The organism is Nostoc sp. DedSLP04, from assembly GCF_034530775.1.
GTDB lineage: Bacteria > Cyanobacteriota > Cyanobacteriia > Cyanobacteriales > Nostocaceae > Nostoc.
On record NZ_JAVRCL010000038.1, the window covers coordinates 15794 to 41675 of the forward strand.

The following is a 25882-nucleotide window of genomic DNA, read 5'->3' on the forward strand; positions in this document are numbered from 1 at the left end:
GTATTCCTTTAGTGAGATCCAAAAATACTGAGTCATAGATACTTTAGGTAAAGAAGAACACGCTTTAAGTGTCTGCTAAAAAGTTGATACTTGTATGTACACAGGTAAATATAATTTATCTGTGTTGTTTCGTGTTTATATATGTCTAACAAAAGGTGGAGGCTTATTTGTCTTGCCTAGAAAGTTAACAATGCAAACATCGTCATTTAGTGGAGTTGCTATGTCTGAATTGCTTCAAGCAGTCTTAGATAGTGAAGAAAGAAGTGATTTACGTTCTTTTCTTAGTGAATTACGCCAAAAAGAAAAGAAGTACTTACTACGGAACGACATACTCAATGTATATAGTGAGTATTGCTCCAAGTCTCAGAAACCTGAGACTTTTTACACTTCTTCTGAGTTGGGAAAACTCATTTACTATACTCAGGAAATAATTCAAGAGGACTCAAACTTCTGTTTCATCATCCGTTCTAAGATTGCCAGCCAAGAAGTTTATTGGTTGACATCAGACTTAAGCATTCAGCCGATGACGGTGCAGGATTTGTTGGATCTGCGCGATCGCTTGGTAAACAAATATCATCCCAACGAAGGCGACCTGCTAGAATTGGACTTCGGCCCGTTTTATGACTACACCCCAGTCATCCGCGACCCCAAAAATATTGGTAAAGGGGTACAATTTCTCAACCGCTATCTATCCAGCAAAATATTTCAAGACTCCAAACAATTGCTCGACAGCTTATTGAATTTCTTGCGTCTGCACCACTACAACGGTGTGCAACTGCTACTCAACGATCGCATTCAATCACAGCAGCAACTTTCCGAGCAAGTTAAGAAAGCGATCGGTTTTGTTGATAACCGCCCCGAAGATGAACCCTACGAACAATTCCGCTTCCAATTGCAGTCAATGGGTTTTGAGCCAGGTTGGGGTAACACCGCAGCGCGAGTGCGGGAAACTTTAAGTATTCTCGATGAATTGATTGATTCTGCCGATCCTCAGACCCTAGAAGCATTCATTTCTCGTGTCCCGATGATTTTTAGAATCGTCTTGGTATCAGCTCACGGTTGGTTTGGGCAAGAGGGAGTTTTAGGGCGTCCCGATACCGGCGGTCAGGTAGTTTATGTCCTTGACCAGGCAAAAAGCCTAGAGAAGCAGTTACAAGAAGATGTCCTGCTTGCGGGTTTAGAGAAATTGAATGTCGAGCCAAAGGTAATTATTCTTACCCGCTTGATTCCCAATAGTGATGGCACCCTTTGTAATCAACGGCTAGAAAAAGTTCACGGTAGCGAAAATGCCTGGATTTTGCGAGTGCCTTTACGGGAATTTAATCCTAACATGACTCAAAACTGGATTTCCCGGTTTGAGTTTTGGCCTTATCTAGAAACTTTCGCCATTGATTCCGAAAGAGAACTACGGGCAGAATTTCACGGCACACCTGACTTAATAGTTGGAAACTATACTGATGGAAATTTAGTAGCATTCTTGCTGGCGCGACGGCTGAAAGTTACTCAATGCAATGTTGCCCACGCTTTAGAAAAATCTAAATACTTGTTCAGTAACCTCTACTGGCAAGAATTAGAAGATAAATATCATTTTTCCTTGCAATTCACAGCTGACTTGATTGCCATGAATGCTGCCAATTTTGTGATTAGCAGCACTTACCAAGAAATTGTCGGAACACCGGATAGTGTGGGACAATACGAGTCTTACAAATGCTTCACTATGCCGGAGTTGTATCATGTTACCAATGGCATTGAATTATTTAGTCCCAAATTTAATGTTGTACCACCTGGAGTAAATGAAAATAATTACTTCCCTTACACGCGGATTAAAGACCGAGTAGAGAGCGATCGCCAACGCCTTGCAGAAATGCTCTTTACTCTGGAAGATTCCACGCAAATCTTTGGTAAACTAGACGATCCTAACAAGCGCCCTCTCTTCTCAATGGCGCGTCTTGACCACATCAAAAACCTCACAGGTTTGGCTGAATGTTATGGTCAAAGTCAAGAATTACAAGAGCATTGCAACTTAATTTTAGTAGCGGGTAAGTTACGCGTCGAAGAATCAGATGACAACGAAGAACGCAGCGAAATTATCAAACTCTACCAAATAATTGACCAGTATAATCTGCACGGTAAAATTCGTTGGTTGGGTGTACGCCTCTCCAAAACTGATTCCGGTGAAATTTACCGAGTCATTGCCGATCGTCAGGGAATTTTTGTTCAACCGGCTTTATTTGAAGCTTTTGGTTTAACAATTTTAGAGGCGATGGTTTCAGGATTGCCAACTCTTGCCACACAGTTTGGCGGGCCATTAGAGATTATTCAAGATAAGGTGAATGGCTTTTTGATTAACCCAACGAATTTAGAAGAGACAGCCAGCAAAATTGTGGACTTCATCACTAAATGCGAACAAAATCCTAACTATTGGAGTGAAATTTCTCAGCGAGGAATTGACCGAGTTTACAGCACCTATACTTGGAAAATTCACACTAGCAAGCTGTTATCATTAGCACGAATTTATGGCTTCTGGAACTTTACCTCTATGGAAAATCGGGAAGATTTATTGCGCTATATTGAGGCTTTGTTCTATTTAATTTACAAGCCAAGAGCGCAACAGCTATTAGAACAGCATCAGTACCGATAATAAGTGAGGAGTGAAGAGTGAAGAGTGAGTAATTATGAAAATCTAAAATTCTCCTAACTCCTAACTCCTAACTCCTAACTTTTAACTAAATTGTCAACGCACTCCAAGTTCGTTGGCCAACTACTCCATCCACACCTAAATTTTGCTGGTTTTGAAAGGCTTTGACAGCAGTCTCTGTTAGTGCGCCAAAAATCCCATCTACTCTCACAGCATAACCGTTAGACACTAATAACTGTTGTAAGGCTCTGACAGCAATACCAGAACTACCGAAATAAAGAGTCGGTAGAGGCTGGCTACTAAACTTCTGAAACCGTCCTGTAGCCTTTGTACGGACTTTACCTCCAGACTGAAAAGACTTCTTAGGCTTACCTAAATTAGAAGAAATTAGTCCCAGATTCTTTTTGCTAATTTTCTGAAGTATGTGTTCTTTTTCTAGTTTTAGCGCTGAGAGAGAAGCCTGGGAAATCTCATCTGTCTGCATAAATTCAGGTGGCGTAACTTTAGCAGCTATCTCTAACTGACTCTGTTTTGACTGGTTTACATCATTTTCCATCTGAAATAATTGCTGCTGTGGCAAATTGATCCCAGATGCTTGTCTTATTGTTAACACGCCCGTCATCATCAGGCCAATTTCATTCATTTTAGTTTATTTTACTTCAACCAATATTTCTTTTAACCAACATTTGCTGTCCGGGATAGTACATACTGACCAAATAAAAAGTCATGTACTAATTTTTCCAGGTAATATTTTCATGTTCATATTTGCTCACCCCCGATCCCATTTAATCAGATTAATATCATTAATCAAGCCATCAAGTTATCAGACATACTATCTAAATCAATGGTTTAGACAATAACATACTAAGTAAGTCGCTGTGAATATTTATCATCAGGTTCAGGCAGGAGGCAGGTGGTCACTGAGCGTAGTCGAAGTGAGGCAGAAGGCAGAAGGAAAGAGGGTTTTAGTCCACTTTACTTTTATTAACATAGTTTGATTTTTCCCGCCTGTTCTACTTATACGATCGCCAGGGAATCGCATCAAACAAATTTATCTAGTTATATTTAGCTCATGCTTGATATGCTGATGTTACTTTTATCATGTTTATACTGCCAGTAAAAATACTACTTAATTCATTGAGGCAGTTTTTTAACTATTGATTAAAAGCTCTTAATTTCAAATACTTTTTATCAATCACAATTTCTGTAAATACGGTTTACTTAAGGATTATTGGTCTTTGAAGACGCGATTTATCGCGTCTCTACAATAAGGGTTTTGTTGCTCATTCTGAACTGTATTGCAACTTATGTCGCTCCTTCAAGCTATTCTCAAAAAGCTCACACTTTCACCTCAAAAGAATGAAACCGCACAACCTTGTTGCACGGTATGGAATTTGAGTTAAAGTTTAGATACTACATGAAAAAATTACACAGAGGCACTGAACATAATGTTTGTGCAATTCTCTTTTCTAATCTGTGTTAATTTTTATATCATTTTGAAACTTTGAGAAAGAATGCACCTTAATCAAAAAGTGTGTAGGTGTAGGTAGCCCTTAGATATCGCTTAGTACTCTAAGTTGTGGATATTGAAAAACTTTTTACCTTTTATCATCTCGCCACAAAGCAATACCGCCTAATAAACCAGTGATATTGGGGATGAGTTTGACATTTAACGGGAGCTGTAAATTCACTCTCACCGCTTCACCACCGCCAATGTAAAGGTAGTCATAATTAAACAGATGTTGCAAGGATGCGATCGCTTTTTCTAAACGCCTATTCCATCTTTTCTCACCAATTTTTTCTAACTCTGCACGCCCCAACTGCTCCTCAAAAGTCTCTCCTTTGCGAAACGGGTGATGCCCCATTTCCATATTTGGTACCAGCTTACCATCTACAAATAAAGCCGAACCAAACCCCGTACCCAGAGTAATCACCAATTCGACACCTTTACCAGCGATCGCACCAAATCCCTGCATGTCTGCATCATTAATCACCCGTACAGGCTTGTTTAAGTGTTTTAATAATGCTTTTTCCAAATCAAATCCGATCCAATCTGGATGTAAATTTACCGCTGTTTCCGTGACTCCACAGCGTACCACACCGGGAAAACCGACCGAAACACGATGAAATTCACCTTGAGCCGCTGCTAAAACTACAATTGCATTAATTACAACCTCCGGTGTCGCAGGTTGCGGTGTATCTAAACGCGCTCTTTCTGTTACAGGATGCCCCGTAATATCCAAAACCATAGCCTTAACACCACTACCGCCAATATCAACCGATAGGGTACGAATCGATCCATTTTCTTCAACCATTGAGTTACATCCTTGTTAATGCTTGTTATTTCGTTATTAATTATGCTCTGCTGCATTTGATAATATCTTGGATGTTTGGAGAGTCTCTATATTGGTGGAGAGAAGGCAGATGCAGTAAATTTTTCCCCCCTGCCCCCTGCCCCTCTGCCTTTTTACCCTATGCCCGAATGGCACGCTTGTTAAGCACAAACCCCTGATCTAACCGGATGAGAGGGTGTGGGGGGTAGGGTGTAGGGTGTAGGGAATCAAGAAAATGTTGAACTCCTTGACGCAACTAAAGGTTAATTGTCTTAAACACTACACCCAACACCCTACCCCCAACACCCTGCCAAACACGAGGTTTCACGTTTTCTTAGTGACATTCATCCTATGCCCAAAGTTAAAAATCCCATACATTCAATGCCGGACAGCATCTAGATTTGTTAATCTAAGAATAATGGAAATAGTACTAGCGTAGCTGCTTAAAATCTATCGGGCAGCAAATTTCTATTAAAAGTAATATAAGAGAAAAAATTATGACGGCGTTTGAACCTCAAAGCATCCGCTCGTATAGCCAAGAAGATGTCCAACAAATTCTGCACTTAGCGATCGCTCGTCAAGCAGATGATAAAGACACAGAATTTTCTTATGAGCATATATTAGAAATTGCTGCTGAGTTAGAAATTTCACCTGAGTCTTTAAAATTAGCAGAGCGCGATTGGGTATTACAACAGGGCCAAGTTCAACAACGAAAAGCTTTTGACGCTTACCGCATCAGAAGATTTCAGAAGCGTTTAAGCAAATATGCAATTTCCAATGGCTTTTTTATACTGCTTGATTTAATTACTGGTGGCGGAATTTCTTGGTCGCTGTACATTTTACTATTCTGCGGATTGCCTGTAGCGCTTGATGTCTGGAATACCTTTCAAATCAAAGGTGATGAGTATGAAATGGCATTCCAAAAATGGAGCCGCAACCATCAGATTAAGAAAACCATCAGCACAGTTTTGAATAAGTGGTTTAAGGTATTACAGGCTTAATCAAAACTTTCTCTAACCCTAACCCATCTCTACTTAATTCCCCCCAGGAACCTACGGTGTACACACAAGTCTGAAATAAGCTGATTAACTAGGGTTTTACCCCACCCTAACCCTCCCCTTGCCAAGGGGAGGGAACTGGATTTCTTTTTTCCCCCCGTCGTAAATCCAATAAAATTGGCACGCAAGCTACAAAACCAACTTGCAAAGGGGAGGGAACTGGATTTCTTTTTTCCCCCTTTATAAGGGGGGATTAAGGGGGGTAATTTGACTTGTGTGTACACTGTAGCCAGAAAGGGGGAGAATATTTTGCGATCGAACTTAACTAGATACTGAATTAGCCGCCTCGGAAACCTTCTCAGGGGGTGGAAAGCCACCCATGCGAATCTCTGAAGTGAAGGAAGTGATGCTAAATCCACCAAAACTCTTGAGGACATTTACCCGCATTCGCAAATTGGGGCTAGCAAACCACAGGCGTTCCTCTGAGAATATGTTTTCATCCTCTGTAGTTAGGATTAAAGCACCATCACTGTCAAATTTATAGCGTCCGGGAACTGGAGTTTTATTAGCATCAACTATTTCTCTGAGTAACCTGCCTTGGGTCGGATTATCTGCATCAGGTACTGAAACTAACACAGTTGAACCACTATGTTTTGTTCGATCCTTGTCCATTGTGCCGTTCCAGATAATTTTGGTAGCACAGGAAGCAGAACTAGGATTAATGTTGTAACTTTCACACAGCTTAACTGCTTCTGGATGATCTAATGGCAGCGTCTCAATGATGATATCTGACTTGCTATGTTCTGATTGGTTAAAAGCCAAATGTTGACTAGTGCGATGAGAAAACCATTTACCAGCACTTAACTGAAAAAACTCTTCAATATTCATGAATGAAATTACCCTGCATCAAAATGCTAAAATTCCCACTTAATTATTATTAAAAGCTAGCAGGAGGTTTTAATATTAAGCTTGATTGCCTATTTCCTCAAGCTTCTTGAGGCCAATTCTGGCTGCCTCAGCAACGTTGAAATGATTGTCTTTTTCTAAGTATTTTAAAGCTGAGACACTCTTGGGAGTGGGAAGATTTCCCAAGGCTTCTGCCAAACGCTGCCTCACTAACCAATCATCTGATTGGGCGAAGCGCAGGATCTTATCTACAGACTCGATGTCTTGAATTTCTCCCAGTGCAGAGATTGCAGCTTGTTGCAACACGACTTCTTTGCTATCCAATGCCTGAATCAGAATTTGATGGGCACGGGGGTCTTTAATATTACCTAGAGAAACAGCTGCACTAAAACGTACTAGCCAATCAGTATCTTCATAAAATGCCCGTGAAAGCACCTCAAAAGCTCTGGCATCACCCAAATATCCTAAAGCACCAGCGGCATCAGCGCGTATACCATAATCAGGGTCATTTTCGAGAATTTTTACCAAAATAGAATAACATTCTGGTGTTGGCTTGATTCCCAGAGCAAATATTGCCATCGATCGCAGTTGCAAAGATTCATCGTCTAGTACCTTTTTAATTAAAGGCACTGCATCCTCAGCCGCAACATGACGCAGATTAGCAAGGGCTACCATGCGATCGCGTAAATTCGGACTTTCTAGCTGAGTAGAAATTTCTTGTAAGCTTAGAGCTGCCATTTAGTTCAAAGCGTTTTCTTTACTTATCTTAATTTACCTGATTTGTTCATCACGCTGTCGCCCTACTGAAGTAGGAGTTTGGCGACTTTACAAAATGGCTCAATTATGAATAAAAAAGCGATCGCGCTTACACCAGTGAAGGAAATCGGTGTAAAGCCTCTGCCAATTGGGAAAATCACTCGCATTCATCGCCCTCTCTAAGAAAAGGCGTACTTGCCAATTCATTTAAGAAATATTAAGTACATCTTCATCGTGAATTGGTACGAGTAGTTCTGCGTAGGCGTAGCTCGTCGTAGACATCGCCAACAAGCCACAAAACTGGCGAATAACAACACATTAGCATTTTTAAAATAGTATTTGGGATAGCAATCGATTATGTACTTTTGTAAAGATATAACAAGAAGTTGCGTAAAGTTATTAGCTTGACCTGAGTAACTTAATAAGCTAAAACACATCTAATTTGCAGATCAAAATTTTCTCAATATCTTGTGGGGTGGGCCGAAAAGCCCGCCCTGATTATGCAACTTGAATGCTGGTTAGCTTACAAGTTCCCTTAAACATAAAATCACAAGCCTAAAAAACTGCTTTGCAAAAATATCTCTAAGAAAAATACAAATGCTAGCAGGAATAGATTGTATGAAAATTAGTAAGCATGAGTCAACAGCTTTTCCTATAGAAATCAAAGTAATACCTACCCAATCAGAGAAAATTATTGACCAGCCTTTAGTAGCTAAGAGCAAGTCAGACTTTGAGAGTAAAGAGGAAAAACAACAACGTTTAGCTATTTTAGCAGAAGATACACGACGTAGGCTAAAACGAAGCGCTATGGACATTTATTGTATTGGTGTCAACTTGCTAGAAGCTCAAAAAATTATCGAACATGGTGAGTTTTTACCTTGGCTACGACAGGAGTTTGGAATGGGAAAAACTTCAGCCTATGAGTTTATTCACGTTGCTAGAGCATTTGAGTCAAAAATTCCGATTATCGGAAATTTGATTAATGGCATTACTCCTACTGCTCTTTATAAACTGGCTGCGCCTAGTACGTCTGAAGCGGCTAGAGATGAAGCAATAAAGATTTTGAAAACAGGCGAAGTAGTCGATCCAGAGGTTGCTAAAAATCTCATCAAAAAATATAAAACTTCTAAAGCAGTAAAGGAACAACAACAAAAAATTTCTTCAATTAGTCAGCAGATAGATACAAATCAAGTAGAAACATTAGTCTTACCCAAGACTGAGGTTTCTAGCATTGAACAAACAACCACTAATCATCTGCCACTTTCTTCTCCACTTCCACAAAATGAACTGCAAAAATTGGTAGCGGAGCGCGATACTTATAAAGCACAACTAGAAGCACTACAGATAAAAAATCAGAAACTTAAGCAAGATATTGCAAAACTTCGTTCAGAACTAACTTTATTACAAACTAGTAAAAGTAGCAGTAGTTAGAGGAATCTCTGATACTTGTCTAAATACTAATTCTTGAGCTAACTTTCATCTAGTAGAATAAATAGATATCTTCAAAAATTAAATATGCATTATCCATAAACCTTATAGAGACATAGTATTGCTACATCTCTACATTCATTTATATTCATATTTTTAACGTGAGATCGACGAGTGCTATTTTGACCTCTCCCCCAGCCCCTCTCCTGGTAGGAGAGGGGAGCAAAAACTCTCCTTACTCGTTACTCCTCTCTCGCCTTTTAAAAGAGGGAGGCTGGGAAGGAGATATCTGTCGAACTCACGTTATTTATAATATGTTCGTTTGAAGCTTGCGATTATAAACACGTGCTAGAAATGAGTGAGTTTATAATTTACACAGCCTGATTTTTTTGATGTTAAAATGTCTTCTACAATGCCATTCATGATTTTACAATCTCTTCCAGTACTAGCATTGAGTAAGGCTCTGTACATCTAGTTTTTCTTTAAAAATCTATTTTTGGTAAATTCCTAAACTGGAAAAATTATCCAGTTTTAGATTTGTATAAAAAATAAACAAGCTCAAACAAGTAAGAAAAAATCTTTAAACAATAGATTTTTGGATGGTAAATAAAACAATCTCTTGAAAATTATAAAAGTCGGAAATAAAAATGAAAATACTTGCTTTTTTTTGAAAACAATGGTAGATGTAAAACCAAGCAGCACCCGAATAAAGAACTTAGTGTTTTTAGTTGTAGACGTATTGGCAATTGGTTTGATAGATAATGCTGCAAAAATTAACATAAGATAAATTTCAATAATTAGCCGTAGAATCGAGAGGCTTTTACAATGAAAACTTTGGAATCTAGCAATAAAGATCGGAGATATTTTGGATAATTACTTCGCTCAATTTTAACCAAATAGAAATTTTCTAGGATCTTGCATAAAACTCAAAGAGTAGACTGATTGTTATTTGAAGGGTTAAACAAACAACAAACAACATTCTTAAGTTTAGACATCACAACTCAAATAGTTGCAATTAGGAGATTCAAGACAATGATTATAGTTATGAAATTAGGTACGCCATCAACAGAGATCGAGCGTGTTGTTAAAGAAATCAGTCATTATCAAATCACCCCAGAGGTATGCCAAGGTCAACATAAAACAGTAATTGGCTTAGTTGGCGAAACGGCAGAAATTGACACTAGGCAGATTCAAAATATTAGCCTTTTTATCGAGCAGGTTATCCGAGTAAAAAAACCATTTAAACGTGCTTCTTTAGAATTCCGCTATGGAGAACATAGTGAAGTGGTTGTACCTACACCTAATGGAGCTGTTACCTTTGGACAAACCCATCCTTTAGTTGTAGTTGCTGGGCCATGTTCTGTTGAAAACGAGCAAATGATTGTTGAAACAGCACAGATAGTAAAAGCAGCAGGGGCACAGTTTCTCCGAGGTGGGGCGTACAAACCTCGGACTTCACCTTATGCATTCCAAGGACATGGCGAAAGCGCATTAGGTTTGTTAGCAAAAGCTCGCGAAGTTACTGGTTTGGGTATTATCACAGAAGTTATGGATGCAGCTGATTTAGACAAGATTGTTGAAGTAGCAGACGTAATCCAAATTGGTGCCCGCAATATGCAGAATTTCTCCCTACTGAAGAAAGTAGGCGCTACTGGTAAAGCAGTGTTATTGAAGCGGGGACTATCAGCCACAATTGAAGATTGGTTGATGTCAGCTGAATATATTTTGGCAGCAGGTAATCCCAATGTAATTTTGTGCGAACGGGGAATTCGCACCTTTGACCGACAGTATACACGGAATACCCTTGATATATCTGCAATCCCTGTCTTGCGGACTTTGACTCACTTACCAATTATGATTGACCCTAGCCACGCCACCGGGAAATCAGAGTTTGTCCAACCGATGACTTTGGCTGCCTTGGCAGCTGGCGCAGATTCCTTAATGATTGAAGTTCACCCTAACCCAGCTAAGGCTCTTTCAGATGGGCCTCAATCTTTAACACCGGAAGCATTTGAAGAATTAATGCTAGAAATGGCTTCTTTAGCTAAGTTCTTTGGTCGTTGGTCTAAACAACATAGCGTTACCCCCAAGTTTGCTGCACGAGTTTCTACCACCGCCATTAGGGCTTTATAAGCCTGCCATTACCCTACCAACTAGGACATCCAATCAGTCCATCATCTGTGCAATCTAAATAATAATTGGAAGTTCAATGAATACAACATCACTCAACAAAAACAAGACCTTTCAACCTTCTGTAACCTCCCTAGTAAATTCCAGTAAAACTGTAGTTGTAGGCAACCAAGACCTAACAATAGACGAAGTAGCTAGTGTGTCCCGTCAGGGTGTTCAAGTACGCCTAACCGATAATCGAGATGTTGTGCAAGGCGTTCAAGCATCGTGCGATTACATTAGTAATGCTGTGGAATCTGGTCAACCAATTTATGGTGTGACAAGTGGTTTTGGTGGCATGGCCAATGTTGTCATTTCCCCTGAATCTGCGGCACTGCTTCAGAACAACCTGATTTGGTATCACAAAACCGGAGCCGGACAAAAATTACCGCTAGCTGATGTCCGCGCCGCCATGCTTTTGCGTGCTAACTCCCACTTGTATGGTGCATCTGGTATTCGTCTAGAACTTATCCAGCGTATGGAAACTTTCTTAAATGCTGGTGTCACACCCCATGTATATGAATTTGGATCTATTGGTGCAAGTGGTGATTTAGTGCCTTTATCCTACATTACTGGCGCATTGGTTGGTTTAGACCGTTGTTATACTGTTGACTTTAACGGCGAAGAAGTCGATGCGCCGACAGCATTGAGTCATCTGGGTTTAGAGCCATTACAATTACTTCCTAAAGAAGGATTGGCAATGATGAATGGCACCTCAGTCATGACAGGTATTGCTGCCAATTGTGTCTACGACACCAGAGTTTTATTAGCTCTCTCAATGGGGGCACATGCCCTAGCAATTCAAGGTTTGAATGGTACCAATCAATCATTCCACCCATTTATTCATCAACTCAAACCACATTCAGGGCAAAAATGGGCTGCGAACCAAATGCTGAACTTACTAGCAGGTTCACGCTTAGTCCGCGAAGAACTAGATGGTTCTCACAACTATCGGGGTGGAGATCCAATTCAAGACCGTTATTCACTGCGCTGTTTACCACAATATATGGGGCCGATTGTAGATGGGATCGAGCAGATTAAAAAACAAATCGAAGTAGAAATTAATTCTGTCACCGACAACCCACTGATCGATGTTGAGAACCAAGTTAGCTATCATGGCGGTAATTTCTTGGGACAGTATATCGGTGTAGGAATGGATCGGTTGCGCTACTACATCGGGTTGTTGGCTAAACATTTGGATGTGCAAATAGCCTATCTGGTAGCGCCAGAATTTAACAATGGCCTGCCAGCATCTTTGGTAGGGAACCGAGAGCGCAGTGTCAATATGGGGCTAAAAGGTCTGCAAATATCTGGGAACTCGATCATGCCATTGTTAACCTTCTATGGAAATTCGATCGCAGACAGATTTCCTACCCATGCCGAACAATTTAACCAAAATATCAACAGTCAAGGTTTTGCTTCGGCAAACTTAGCGCGTCGCTCAGTAGATACCTTCCAACAGTATATGGCGATCGCTTTGATATTTGGGCTACAAGCGGTTGATTTACGCACCTATTTAGTTGCAGACCATTATGATGCTCGTGCTTGTTTATCTCCTGCTACCAGAGATTTATATATGGCAGTGCGCGATGTCATCGGACAACCAGCTTCATCTGACCGTCCTTATATCTGGAACGACCACGAACAACCTCTTGACGAACATATTGCCCGGATTAGTGCAGATATCGCATCTGGTGGGCAGATTGTGCAAGCAGTTCAAGATATTTTGTCAAGTCTCAATTAAATCTTGAGGACAGTTAAGATGCACAAACAGAGTATTTCACCAAGAGTCAGCAAAGCTCCTCCCGGCCCTATTGGCTACCCGATTATAGGCAACCTCCCGCAAATGTTGCGGAATCCACTACAGTTTCTCACGAATGCCGTACAGGAGTATGGCGAAGTAGTCCATCTGGGGGCAATGGGGCCTCAACAACTTTATTTAGTCTCTCATCCAGATCATCTGAAGTATATCCTGCAAGAAAATAGCCGCAACTACATTAAAGGCGAAAACTTTAAATCAATTAAGCAGGTAATCGGTAATGGTCTAGCAGTTGCCGAGGGTGACTCCTGGCGGCGCGAACGCCGCTTAATGCAACCAACCTTTCATCGCCATCGGGTTGGAGCATTAGTCACTTTCATGACCAAAACCATTAGCCAAATGCTAGATACCTGGAGCAGCATCGGCTCAGACAAACCCCTAGATGTGTTTGCACAGATGATGCAACTAGCCCAGCATATCCTCCTCAAGAGTTTGTTGAGCATTGATTCTGAAGACGAAATTTCCGAGATGAATCAAGCATGGGATACTGCTTACGAGTATCTTAGTAGTCAACTATGGGCAGTCTTCAAACTACCTCTATGGATACCCACACCGAAAAACCGCGCCTTTGTGCAAGCGATGGGAACACTAGATAGAATCGTCTATCGGATTATTCGCTCCCGTCGGGAAAATAGTAATAGTCCTGACGACCTGCTCTCTATGCTGATGGATACTTACGATGAAGAATCTGGTCAGAGAATGAGCGATCAACAACTGCGCGATGAGATTATGACCATCTTTACCGGTGGATTTGAAACCTCAGCAGCTGTACTTGCATGGACTTGGTACTTGCTCTCTCTTCATCCTCACGTCGAAAGTCGGCTTCAAGATGAACTCAAGAGGGTTTTAAATGGGCGTACCCCGACTCTCGAAGATTTACCAAACCTGAAATATACCAGGATGGTACTCGAAGAATCGATGCGGCTTTATCCTGGTGCATGGGTCTATACTCGCACTAACTTACAGGCTGACGAGGTTGGAGGCTATCACATACCAGCTAACTCTGTAATCATGATTAGCCCTTATGTCACCCATCGCCTACCGGCTTTTTGGGAGAATCCCGAAGACTTTGACCCTGAGCGCTTTACAAAAGAACAAGCGGCTGCGCGTCCCCGCTATGCTTACTACCCCTTCGGCGGCGGCCCACGCCAATGCATAGGTGAGATATTTGCGATGACTGAAATGCAGTTGATAGTTGCAATGGTAGCTCAAAAATATCGGCTGCACTTAGTACCTGGACATCCAGTTGAGGAAGAGCCAATGTTTACATTACGTCCCCGTCACGGCATCCTCATGACATTGGAACCAAAAATCAGTTTTGGTGATGTTTACACACCAAATATTCAGAAAGGAATCACACTAAGATAAACGCAAACCTTGAATTTAACTGGCTTTTGGGTGTAGGGAAAAACATCACAATACTTGGCGCGGTAGTGCTTCACTTACACCCAGCCTTAGCAATGATTTTACTTTTGATTCGTGCCATTCTATTCCAAAAGTTTTGTTAACTTAATTTGTTGCCATACTCAGATGAAAGAGAGACTTTTAAGTTATGAATATCGCCAATCATATCGAGCGCGGTCATTTATTATTTCCTGAGAAAATCGCCCTGATTTTTGAAGATAAATCTTTTACTTACAGCCATCTAGATCGGTTAGTAAATCGAGTAGCTAATAGTTTACAAGGATTGGGAATAAAAAGAGGCGATCGCGTGGCCTTGTTTTTGCCAAATATTCCAGAGTTCATTACTTCTTATATTGGCATTCTCAAAATTGGTGCGATCGCTGTTTCTGTAAATGTGATGTTGAAAAGTTCTGAAGTCAGCTATATTCTTCACGATTGTGCTGCTAAAGCCATCATCACCACAGAGTCAGGTAGTTTGGAGGTATTAGAGGCAGATTTACCAGAATTACAACACATTTTGATTGCAGAAGGTAGCGCCAAAAAGGGGATAAGTTTAGCCCAACTAACAGAAACCTCTTCTCCGAATGCCCGCGCTGTGAAAATGGATCGCCATGCTCCTGCTAGCATAGTCTACACATCAGGAACTACAGGTTTTCCTAAAGGAGCTACTCTTTCTCACGGCAATATCATCTCTAATATGTATTCCCAAAATCGTTGTTGTGGAATGCAAGCTAATGACCAATTATTACTTTTTCTACCACTATTTCATTGTTTTGGTCAAAACGCCATTCTCAATGCTGCGCTCAATACTTGTTCCACCCTCGTCCTGCAACGGCGGTTCGATCTGACACAAGTCTTGAATGCGATCGCTACTCATAAAATCACCATGTTCTTTGGTGTGCCGACAGTATTCATCAAAATCTTAAATAGCAACATACCTCAGCAAACCTTTGAGAGCATACGTTATTACTTTTCTGCTGCGGCACCTATGCCAATTGAAATAGCTCAAATTTGGCAGAAAAAGTATGGAAAAGTGATTCATGAAGGCTATGGTTTAACTGAAACATCACCATGTGCATGTTATAACCACGACTTGAAATACAAACTCGGTTCCATTGGCGCTCCCATTGAAAATGTAGAAATGAAAATTGTTGATGCTGACGATCATCAGGTACAGCCTGGTGAATTGGGTGAGATTGTCATCCGCGGCCCCAACGTCATGCTTGGTTATTGGAATCGCCCATTTGAAACTGCTGAAGTCATTAAAAATGGTTGGTTATATACTGGCGATATTGGTCGAATGGATGAAGACGGTTTTTTCTACATCGTCGATCGCTTAAAAGACATGATTAATGTCTCTGGATTTAAAGTATATCCAACTGAAGTTGAAAATGTCATTTATCAGCATCCAGCAGTTGCCGAAGTAGCTATTTATGGCATTCCTGATAGTTTCAAAGGTGAGATAATCCAGGCGAATATCGTAGCTAAATCTGGTAAAGAAGTTACAGAAAAGCAAATCATTGAATTCTGTCGGCAAAAAATGGCAGTCTACAAAATACCCCATGTAATTAACTTCGTGGATTCAATTCCTAAAAATCCTACAGGTAAAGTACTCAAGCGAGTTCTACGTAAGCAATCAACATCTCAATTCGCTACTATTACCTATTAATTGACAACCCAAACAAACACCAAAATAAAAAAATAAATAGAGGTTTCATCGATGCGTCATACTAATGTTAGAACTAATCATAAGTCAGTTGAACATACAATAGCTGAATCTGCTATTGGATCGCAATCCACAAGTTCTTCTTTGCTATCCCCTCATGGAAAGCCCAGCTACTCAGAATCAACTGAAATAACAGTTGCAGCAGCTATAGTCAAAATGCTCGAAGATTTGGGAGTACGCCAAGCTTTTGGTCTATTTGGAGGTGGAATTACGCCACTGGTAGCTATGCTAGAGCAAAGCTCAATCCAGGTGCTGCAATTTCGTCACGAAACCGGAGCAGCCTTTGCAGCTATTGAGTCGTACTTTGCCAATAGTCGTCCTGTGGTAGTATTCACCACAACCGGGCCAGGAATTACCAACGCCCTGACTGGAATGTTTGCTGCACGCTGGGAAGGTGCAAAGGTAATTTTTCTCTCTCCTTCTACCTCAACACAGCAACGTGGACGCTGGGCTTTTCAAGAAACTAGTGCCTACACAATGTCCAATACAAGTATTTTTACTTCAGGAAAGCTGTTCCATTATGCAACGACTATTGAATGCAGCGATGAACTTCCAGTAACTGCTCGCAGACTTGCCCTCGGTCTAGGACAACCTGGTAGCTTTGTTGCACATTTAAGTGTCCCCCCGGTGATTCAGACAAGTTTTCTCAAGGCATCAATACCCCGTATAACTAGCTCACTAATTCTGCCATCTGCGGGAGAAGATACTGTTTGGAAATCTGTACAATTGTTATCTGAAGGGCCGTTTGCTATTTGGGTGGGCTTTGGTGCTAAGGATGCCGGAGAAGAAATCCGCCAACTTGCCGAGAGAACCGGATCTGCCGTAATGTGTTCGCCTCGTGCTAAGGGTATATTTCCTGAAGATCATCCTCAGTTTGTGGGTGTGACAGGCTTCGGTGGACATTCCTCAGTTCTGACATATATGCAATCACAAAGTCCTCTGCGCGTACTGGTTTTGGGAACAAAATTGAGTGAATTTACCTCATTCTGGAATCTGGAAATGATTCCCTCACGCGGTTTTATACATGTCGATATTGACCCGGAAGTACCTGGAGTTGCTTATCCATCTGTTGAGACAGTGCCTATCCAGTCTGATGTCGGAGAATTTGTTAAAGCATTATTGAAGCATTTTCCCAAGCGTTCCGATCGATTACCAGTCTTGTCGCTGCCCCGACCCAAATTCGATCCAATTGATTCTCAGAATGATGGTTTAATTAGACCAGAAATACTGATGGATCGGATTCAACGTGTAATTGTCGAAAATAGTGATGCAATAGTAATTACCGAGGCGGGTAACTCCTTTGCTTGGGGAACCCACTGGCTACGGTTTAACACCCCTAGACGATATCGAGTCAGTACTGGTTTTGGGTCAATGGGTCATGCTGCTACTGGTGTTGTCGGTGCTGCACTGGCACGCAATAGTAAAGCTGTTGCTATTCTTGGGGACGGAGCTATGCTCATGAACAGCGAGATTAGTACTGCTGTCAAATACAAAATTCCTGCCGTTTGGATTGTACTCAACGATGGCCATTACAATATGTGCGACCAGGGGATGAACTTGTTGGGATTTAACGGTGTAGACGCAGAGATACCCAGTACCGATTTCGTCATGATTGCTCGTGGGATGGGAGCTGATGGCATCCGGGTGGAGCAGGAAGCCGATGTCGAAGCCGCTTTAGAAAAAGGGCTGATTTCAAATGTCCCCTTTGTGATTGATGTCGTAATCGATCCGACCAGACCTGCCCCCATTGGCGCTCGGATTCAAAGTTTGATTTCACAAGTTGCAAAAGAATCTTAATTTTCTTAATTTTAAGGAGTAATATCATGACACATCAACCAGTAGGTATTCGTTCAGTTGCCCTTAACTTCCCTAGCATTGTGCGTACCAACGATTATTGGCAACAGAATTACCCAGAATTGGTAACTGAGGCAGAGAGCAGAACCCTCGCGAAGCTGTTTAAACCTGCTGAACCTGCCGTTAACCAAAAAGAGCAAGACCTCCTCTGGTCTGAAGCTATAAGACCTTATCTGTCCGATCCCTTCCGAGGTACTGTTGAGCGGCGGGTGCTGGCTCCTGGTGAAACATCGTTAGCCTTAGAGTATGGGGCAGCTATAAGTGCCCTGGAAGCAGCAGAACTTTCCACAGATGAAGTCGATCTGATGATTGTAACTACTCTGTTTCCTGAGCAAATCGCTCCCGGTAATGCTTCTTATCTCGCCCGAAAATTAGGACTGAACTGCCCCGCCTGGAATTTGGAGTCAACTTGTTCGAGTGCTTTAGTGGCAATGCAGAACGCCTCGGCGTTAGTGCAAACCGGAGAGTACCGGAATGTCCTAGTAGTGATTTCGTGCATCTATTCGCACTTTGTTGATGAAGATGATACCCTTTCGTGGTTTATGGCCGATGGTGCTGGTGCATTTTTAGTTAGTACCCTCAAACCGAACCAAGGCGTCTTGGGTACGAAAATTGTTCACACTCAAGCAACTTGTGGTGCTTTCTTTAATGAACTAGTTACAGACGCGAATGGCTTGCCAAGGATGCGGATACAGACTGGTGAAAGCGCCAGTAAGCAACTAGGCGGCACATCTGTTGATCTTGTCCGTACTTGCTGTGAAGGTGCGATCGCATCTGCTGGTGTTAGTCTCAATGATATTAAGTTCTTTGCTTTCAATACACCAACTGCCTGGTACGCTAATCTGTGTGCCCGCTCACTAGGTATCGATCCAGACCGTACAATCAATCTCTACCCGTATTATGCAAACATTGGGCCTGTCCTCCCCATTGCCAATCTGTACTACGGCGCTCAATCAAAGAAAATTCGCGAAAACGATTTAGTGCTTGTTTATACTATTGGTTCAGCATCTACTGCTGCTGCCACCGTCATGCGCTGGGGTGAAGTCAAACTGGGAACCCTCCCTGCTTCCGCAGTCAATCTGAATAAGTCAGTTAGCAACATCCTGACTACTGTATAGCAATTAATCTCAAAATCATCTCACAGGAGTTTCTCAAAGAAACTCCTGTGAATGAACCAACAATTCCACAGTTTCTATTGGTGGAAAACTGAAAATATTTGCCTACATAATTTGCCATCATAATCAGGAGAACAAAAATGTCTCAAGATCAGAAACAAAAACAAGCTCAAACTTCTACTAATTTCTACTTCCCTAAGACCTTAACTGCACCTGGTCAACTCTTTGGCACATTTGAAGACAATATACTGGTTGGTAGTACAGGCAACGATCAAATTTTTGGTTTGGCGGGCGACGATCTCATTTCGGGACGTGAAGGTGATGACTTCATCGTTAGTGGGACTGGAAATAAACTAGTGATTGCTGGGCCTGGAAATGATACTGTTGCGGCCACAGGAGGCAACCAATTCATTTTAGGTGGTGCCGGAAATGATGAACTTGCGGGTGCTAACGGCAATGACCTGATACTTGGTGAAGATGGCGACGATTTTATCAATGGTAAAGACGGGATTGATGATATTTCGGGTGGTACTGGCAACGATTTCATCTTGGGCGGTCTTGGGAATGACAAAATTTTGGGTGATGATGGCAACGACCGAGTTTTTGGTGGAGAAGGTGATGACGACATTTCTGGTGTCGCCGGAGAAGACTATATAGATGGTGGTTTAGGGAGCGATCGCGTCTTGGGTGGTTTTGATGACGATCGAGTTTTTGGTGGAGAAGGTAACGATATAGTTGTTGGTTCGGTCGGTAATGACTATGTAAATGGTGGTTCTGGAGATGATGTAATTATTGGCAGTAATCCATTTATCCGCATACCTGGACTGGACGGTATTGAAAGAGATGAGATGCTCGGTGGTTCAGGGCACGATACTTTTGTACTTGGGGATGTTGCTGAATCCTACTATGATAATAAAGGTGGCTCTGACGTTTCTGACGCTGGTTTAATTGTTGACTTCAACCCTGATGAGGATTTCATTCAACTGAAAAAGTTGACAGATGGTAGCACTTATGTAGTATCTCCTGGGCCTAATTCGACTGCGGGAAATGAATACACTACAGACATACTCATCAGTCGGCCAAATCACCCGCTAGAACTGATTGCTAGCGTGCAAAGCGTGAAAAATCTGGATTTAAACGATAGTTACTTCGTTTATGTTTCCGCCGATGCCGGATTAATTGTTGGCACAAATAGTAATGATGTTATCGGTGGCACTACGGGTGACGATAACATTTATGGTTTAGACGGCAACGATTTGATCGACAGCCGTGACGGCAACGATTCTATCTATGCTGGGGCAGGAAATGATTTGATTGTTTCTACTTCTGGAGATGATGTTGTCTCAGCTGGAACTGGTGATGACATCGTTGCCGCAGGTTTTGGGAATGACATTATTTCGGGTGGCGATGGTCTTGACCAATTATTAGGCGACGAAGGCGATAACTTTCTGGATGGTGGTTCTGGAACTGATGACCTTTTTGGGGGAGTCGGGGACGATGTTATTTTAGGTGGTGATGGCAACGATCGCATTTTTGGAGAAATCGGCAACGATCAAATCAATGGTGAAGATGATAATGACGACCTCAATGGCGGAGATGGTAACGATACTATTTATAGTGGTTTAGGTAAGGATAGAGTTTTAGGTGGTGCCGGTAATGACCGGATATTAGGTCAAGAAGGTAACGACATCCTTGATGGTGATGTCGGGAATGACATCATCAATGGTGGAGATGGTGATGACTTCCTTAATGGTGCGGATGGCAAAGACAACCTCTATGGTGGTACTGGCAATGATATTATCGTCGGTGGGACAGAAGCAGACTTACTAGTTGGTGCATCCGGGAACGATTTTCTCTCTGGTGAAGCTGGAGATGATGTGATTGTTGGTGTTGACCCATTCGATCCGTTATTTGGGTTTGGTCGTGGTGAAGTTGATACGCTCACCGGCAATCAAGGCAGAGATACATTTATTCTGGGGAATAACGGTCATGTATTTTATGATAGTGGCAGTTCTGATGTTTATGATGCTGCGATCGTTACTGACTTCAAAAAGAATGAAGATTTCATCCAATTGCAAAGTGTAACGGATGCTAATTATGTTTTAGCTACAGGTTCTAGCTCTCCTTCAGGTGTAGCATCCACAGATATATTTTTACAAAGAGCAAATCAGCCTCTAGAGTTGATTGCTACTGTCCAAGGAGTCACAGGTTTAAATCTGAGTGATAGCTATTTCGTTCGCGTTTAAAAAGTCTCAGGAAATTCCCAGTTAGTCGTTTTTTACGATAGGTTATTGGAAATTACCAACATTGAGATTTGGCAAATCAAATCTGGGAAACTGGCTTTAGAGGATGTTTGAAAAGTCATGATTGATGTGTCAAATATTTTTTTACCACTCCCTAACCCTGCCCGGATGTATTGGGGAGAGAATCGGATTTTTCTTGTTTCCCCCCTTTATAAGGGGGGTAAAAACGCAATTAAAATCACAGTTAACCACTTTTCAAACAACCTCTTAGCGATCGCATATATTTTCAGCAGTAAAAAATATTTTGTTTGGAAAATTATTTCTTCATCGCTATGCCAGTTTCCTAGTATTTTGTAACTTAAATTTTTGGAAGTAATCAATTATGAAACTGCGTTCTCAGCACAAATTATTAGGGTTTATACCACTTTTATTTACCTTGGGCTTAACTACTCCTGTAATTTCTTTTAGTAGTCCGGCTCTTGCTAGTGAATTCAGTTTGCAATCAGAACCTTACGACCCACTGAAAACCCATTTGGAATTGTTTACAGAACCTTGGTCTCAAAATCCCACAGTTAAGGCAGCCCTTCAAGCAGATAACGGCAACTTGCAGTTACTTACTAAGAATAAAAAAGTTTTTTATGACGAAATTTCTGTTTTGGTTGACAAAATGCCCCAAGGGCTAACGCCTACAGATTTTCTCTTAGAAATAGCTAAAGACCCAAATGGGGCAATAAATTATCAATCTTTTGATGATTATCTCTCTAGCGGTGATGATACGCTCAATCAGCTAATTCCCAGGAACACCTCCACACCACCAAAGGTAGGCGATATTTATGATATAAAATTGCGCCTTTTTGCAGCACTGGGTCTTCCTAATTACGAAGATGATGTTTCTGTGATGCTTACAGATTTGACCGACGATCATTTTACCTTATCAACTATTACCAGTGGCGTAACGGGAAAACATCCAGTGAACGGCTCAAGAAAATTTGGGTTTAAAGAAAACCCAGATGGTACGCTGACATTTTATACTAACTCTGTCACACAGTTGACTAATGTATTTGGAGATTTTGGTGGTGATTTCGGGGGGCCTCCTGAAATGGGTTGGACAAACTATATCAAAGGTTTAAGTCAAGAAGTTCGTAATAGAGGCGGGGAATCTGAGGAAAGTACTCTGAGAAAATTCACCGCTACTTATCCTGGTTTACCAGTTTCTTCTATCGCTGTCCCAGAACCAACTTCTACATTAGGGATTTTGGGCTTTACTGCTTATATTGCTACAAATTTAGTACGGAAAACTAGACAAAAAAATAGAACTTTAATCAAGTCTGAAAAGTCAAATAAAATATTTAGAGTTAAGGAGTTTAGATAATGCTTCAGCGTCAAGTTATCGTAATTGGTGCAACTGGTTTGCTTGGCGGCAAAGTGGTTAAAGAACTGCTGCAAAAAGGTCATAGAGTCCGTGCTTTAGTTCGCCCTGGAACTGAAGCTTCTCACTTGCAAGCTCAAGGTGTGGAAATAGTTCGGGGCGACATAACCGAGTATGAGACACTTTTGCCTGCAATGCATAATATTGATGTTGTAATTACAACGGCTAACGGTTACTCACATAGAAAGAAAGGAGACTCTTTAGAAAACACTGACGACAAGGGAAATCGCAATCTGGTTGATGCAGCCAAGCAAATGCAAATTAAATTGTTCGTTTTTACAAGTATTTTGACGGCAGAAAAAGCAAAATCTGTACCTCACTTTTATCAGAAATCTGTGACTGAGGATTATATTGAGAAATCTGGAGTTCCTTTTGTATCGTTGCGACCAGGCGGATTCGTTGATACACTATTGGGCTTTAGTCTTAAAGATATCAAAAATGGTAAATTTCGAGCTATGGCTGATGCAGACGCGCCAGCATCGACGATTCACTCAGATGATGTGGCCCGGTATCTTGTCTTAGCTATTGAGACACCTGAAGCTGTAGGACATCGCATCGATTTGGGCACTGAACAGCCAACTAACCTTAGAGAAATTGCTAATTTGCTCTCAGAAATAACTGGGCAGAAAGTGCAATTGCAAACAATTCCACCTTTGGTCAAAACAATCTTGTTTAAGTTTATGGCAGTTATTAATCCTATGTTTCGGGGTACTGATAAGGCTATGGAATATGTTTCTTCAGGTAAATATGTAGCTGATACTACTTTGCAACGTCGTTTATTTGCTGAGGTTCCGTCTTTGAGAGATTCTATTAGACGTTGGGCAAACCAAAATGGGCTGGCGGTAACGAGGTAATTTATTAGCATCAGTTTGATCCAAACAATCCCATCCAAACTAGTTTGGATGGGAACAAAAAGAGTGGAATCTACATCTATTGAGGTTTTTATGGGCGATCGCAACCCTAAAAAATATAGGGTGAACTTAATAGCGATCGCAATTACTGCAATATTGCTACAATCCAAATTCTAAAGTGTTTTCTCAGACTTTTTGCGTAAATATCAAATAAAGACGCGATAAATAAGTATCATCCGTAACTATTTCCTACCAAACTTGAATCTTGTAAGTCAAGTTCCAGATTAATAAATCCACATTTATTCGCAAATGCAGACATAAATACTCAACACTTGACTAAACAAGAAAATATTCAAGCAATAAAGCCTATGTCTGCGCTTATAACATCAAACCAAAACTAGCTCACCATCAATTCAGATCGAAAGGAGAACAAGAATGACAGAATATAATCGCTTTCAACAGACACCAGCCAACAAATCGAGTAAGTCATTGTGGGTGGTTGGAGACTTGGTAAAATTTATCTCAACTGGCGAAGATACTGGTGGTAAATACGATCTATTTGATGCTTATGTTCCATCAAATGTCGGGACTACACCGCATATCCACCTTCAGCAAGACGAAGGATTTTACATTGTCGAGGGAACTGTAAAATTTCAGTTGAACGATCGAGTTATTACCGCAACTCCTGGAACTTTTGTGAATGTGCCTAAAGGGCAAACCCACGCCTATCGCAATCTTGAAGATCGGCCAGCGAGAATGATTATCCAAGGTATTCCCTCCGGGCTTGACAAATTGATTGAGGATACAAGTCGTCCAGGGACAGATATATCTGCGGCTTTTCCGCTATTTACAGATGAAGGACTTGATAAAATCGTGCAAGCCTTTAAGGATAACGCATCAGTACCCCTAGACTCAATAATTTTTGCTGGCACTGAATACAGCGTCAATGAAGATGGTTCTCCCATAGCAGCAGTAACTTTGATCCGCCCGTTAGATGATACAGGGGCAGTTGGCGCTACTATCACTTTAAAAGATGGTACTGCTAAATATCTCGAAGATTATAACGGTTCTCAACAGATAAAGGTTAACTTTGCTGACGGAGAAAGAGTTAAAGTTGTAAACATTGCGATCGTTGATGATAATTCAATCGAGGCTAATAAAACTATCAACCTCACCTTAAGCGATGCTACAGGCGGCGCAATTATTGGGCTATTGCAGAATACGGCTACTCTCACAATTGTAGACAATGACGCTCGACCCAAAGGAAAAAATGGTGTTCTTCTGGTTGGAGATGATAGTGATAACATCCTTATCGGTGGGAAAAGCAGTGAAAACATTATTGGTGGAAAAGGAAACGACCTCCTTACGGGTGGTGGAAATATAGACTTGTTTACAGTTCAACTTGGTAACGGCATCGACACCATTACTGACTTTGGTGGTGTAGGGTCGGGATCTCGGCCATCTACAGACGTATCTGCTGAAATTGATACTCTAAAATTTGAGGGTAATGGGCTGACTGCTAGAAATCTGCTCTTAACTCAGAATCAAGATGATCTGCTCATAACCTTTGAGGGAGTTGAGAATACTGGGGTCGTCTTGCAAAAATTTGCCTTACAAAACCTAGATAACCTTCGCCAAGCCACAGGTGCATCGGTGGATATTGGCAATATTTTGTTTAACGGGCAGACGGGGTTTCAAGACAGCTTTGATGTCTTGAATGCGAATGAACAAAGGAGTAGTGTTTACAATCGTAACTCGGTAACATTCCTGAACGATCTTAATAATAATACTAGTGGCTTTGACAAATCTAATGATGTTATTAACGGTCAGGGTGGCAATGACTATCTGTTGGGGTTGAGCGGTGATGACTTGCTTCGGGGCGGTGCTGGCAATGATACCCTTGTAGGCGGCTTTGGTTGGGATACTCTGATTGGTGGTAGTGGCAAAGACACATTCTCCTTTACATCTGGATCGGGGATTGATACCATTGTTGACTTTACTGATGGGGAAGATTCTATTGGGCTTTTTGGTGGTCTGACATTTGCCGATTTAACAATCTATCAAGGTACTGGTGGTAGTGTAAATGATACTTTGATTAATATTACTAGCAGCAATGAGCCTTTAACGATCTTGAGTGGGGTACAAGTCAGTACTATAACAAGTGCTGATTTCTTGATTGTCTAGCTTTCTTTAACTAATCTGAGATTGCCAAA

19 protein-coding genes are annotated in these 25882 nt (G+C 41.4%); 15 read left to right on the plus strand and 4 right to left on the minus strand.

What is annotated here, in order from left to right; genetic code table 11:
• The first annotated feature begins 220 nt into the window (after positions 1-220).
• Positions 221-2641: a sucrose synthase gene (locus RMX89_RS21265; RefSeq protein WP_322690332.1), complete on the plus strand. Its 2421-nt coding sequence runs from the start codon at positions 221-223 to the stop codon at positions 2639-2641.
• An 85-nt stretch (positions 2642-2726) separates the two neighbouring features.
• Here the strand turns inward: RMX89_RS21265 and RMX89_RS21270 are convergent, their stop codons facing one another.
• The gene (locus RMX89_RS21270) at positions 2727-3281 is read right to left on the minus strand and encodes a peptidoglycan-binding domain-containing protein (protein ID WP_322684400.1); all 555 of its coding nucleotides are present in this window, start codon (positions 3279-3281) and stop codon (positions 2727-2729) included.
• Between the two features lie 955 nt (positions 3282-4236).
• A complete protein-coding gene (locus RMX89_RS21275) occupies positions 4237-4953 on the minus strand; it encodes an ROK family protein (protein ID WP_322690333.1) in 717 nt (238 codons plus the stop codon).
• Between the two features lie 515 nt (positions 4954-5468).
• On the opposite strand from RMX89_RS21275, the gene RMX89_RS21280 reads away from it, so the two are divergent.
• Positions 5469-5972: a 2TM domain-containing protein gene (locus RMX89_RS21280; RefSeq protein WP_322674770.1), complete on the plus strand. Its 504-nt coding sequence runs from the start codon at positions 5469-5471 to the stop codon at positions 5970-5972.
• Between the two features lie 318 nt (positions 5973-6290).
• Here the strand turns inward: RMX89_RS21280 and RMX89_RS21285 are convergent, their stop codons facing one another.
• Both RMX89_RS21285 and RMX89_RS21290 read right to left on the minus strand, forming a co-directional pair.
• Positions 6291-6857: a phycobiliprotein lyase gene (locus tag RMX89_RS21285; RefSeq protein WP_322690334.1), complete on the minus strand. Its 567-nt coding sequence runs from the start codon at positions 6855-6857 to the stop codon at positions 6291-6293.
• A gap of 75 nt (positions 6858-6932) precedes the next feature.
• Positions 6933-7613 carry a HEAT repeat domain-containing protein gene (locus RMX89_RS21290; RefSeq protein ID WP_104905234.1) on the minus strand — a complete coding sequence of 227 codons (681 nt, stop codon included), beginning with the start codon at positions 7611-7613 and terminating at the stop codon, positions 6933-6935.
• Positions 7614-7691: 78 nt separating this feature from the next.
• Here RMX89_RS21290 and RMX89_RS21295 point away from each other — a divergent pair, with 78 nt between their 5' ends.
• From RMX89_RS21295 to RMX89_RS21355, 13 genes are all read left to right on the plus strand, one after another.
• Positions 7692-7814, plus strand: coding sequence for a hypothetical protein (locus tag RMX89_RS21295; protein ID WP_322674773.1), 123 nt, complete (start codon positions 7692-7694; stop codon positions 7812-7814).
• Between the two features lie 435 nt (positions 7815-8249).
• Positions 8250-9062 carry a DUF3102 domain-containing protein gene (locus RMX89_RS21300; protein WP_322674774.1) on the plus strand — a complete coding sequence of 271 codons (813 nt, stop codon included), beginning with the start codon at positions 8250-8252 and terminating at the stop codon, positions 9060-9062.
• 1029 nt (positions 9063-10091) lie between these two features.
• Positions 10092-11192: a 3-deoxy-7-phosphoheptulonate synthase gene (gene aroF / locus RMX89_RS21305; protein WP_322674775.1), complete on the plus strand. Its 1101-nt coding sequence runs from the start codon at positions 10092-10094 to the stop codon at positions 11190-11192.
• A gap of 76 nt (positions 11193-11268) precedes the next feature.
• A complete protein-coding gene (locus tag RMX89_RS21310; protein WP_322690335.1) occupies positions 11269-12972 on the plus strand; it encodes an aromatic amino acid ammonia-lyase in 1704 nt (567 codons plus the stop codon).
• Between the two features lie 18 nt (positions 12973-12990).
• A complete protein-coding gene (locus tag RMX89_RS21315) occupies positions 12991-14415 on the plus strand; it encodes a cytochrome P450 (RefSeq protein ID WP_322690336.1) in 1425 nt (474 codons plus the stop codon).
• Positions 14416-14599: 184 nt separating this feature from the next.
• Positions 14600-16120, plus strand: a complete 1521-nt coding sequence (locus RMX89_RS21320) for a long-chain fatty acid--CoA ligase (protein WP_322690337.1) — start codon at positions 14600-14602, stop codon at positions 16118-16120.
• A 51-nt stretch (positions 16121-16171) separates the two neighbouring features.
• The gene (locus RMX89_RS21325; protein ID WP_322690338.1) at positions 16172-17974 is read left to right on the plus strand and encodes a ScyA-related TPP-binding enzyme; all 1803 of its coding nucleotides are present in this window, start codon (positions 16172-16174) and stop codon (positions 17972-17974) included.
• A gap of 26 nt (positions 17975-18000) precedes the next feature.
• Positions 18001-19149: a 3-oxoacyl-ACP synthase III family protein gene (locus RMX89_RS21330; protein WP_322690339.1), complete on the plus strand. Its 1149-nt coding sequence runs from the start codon at positions 18001-18003 to the stop codon at positions 19147-19149.
• Positions 19150-19286: 137 nt separating this feature from the next.
• Positions 19287-21392, plus strand: a complete 2106-nt coding sequence (locus tag RMX89_RS21335; RefSeq protein WP_322690340.1) for a calcium-binding protein — start codon at positions 19287-19289, stop codon at positions 21390-21392.
• 379 nt (positions 21393-21771) lie between these two features.
• Positions 21772-22761 (plus strand): hypothetical protein, encoded by a 990-nt coding sequence (locus RMX89_RS21340; protein WP_322690341.1) that lies wholly within the window; start codon positions 21772-21774, stop codon positions 22759-22761.
• Entirely contained in the window at positions 22761-23672 is a 912-nt protein-coding gene (locus RMX89_RS21345; RefSeq protein ID WP_322690342.1) for an SDR family oxidoreductase, read from the plus strand. The genes RMX89_RS21340 and RMX89_RS21345 overlap by 1 nt, the downstream gene beginning before the upstream one ends.
• A 48-nt stretch (positions 23673-23720) precedes the next feature.
• Complete coding sequence (locus RMX89_RS21350) at positions 23721-23846, plus strand: hypothetical protein (RefSeq protein WP_322690343.1); 126 nt, start codon at positions 23721-23723, stop codon at positions 23844-23846.
• Between the two features lie 258 nt (positions 23847-24104).
• A complete protein-coding gene (locus RMX89_RS21355; RefSeq protein WP_322690344.1) occupies positions 24105-25853 on the plus strand; it encodes a cupin domain-containing protein in 1749 nt (582 codons plus the stop codon).
• Positions 25854-25882 lie beyond the last annotated feature (29 nt).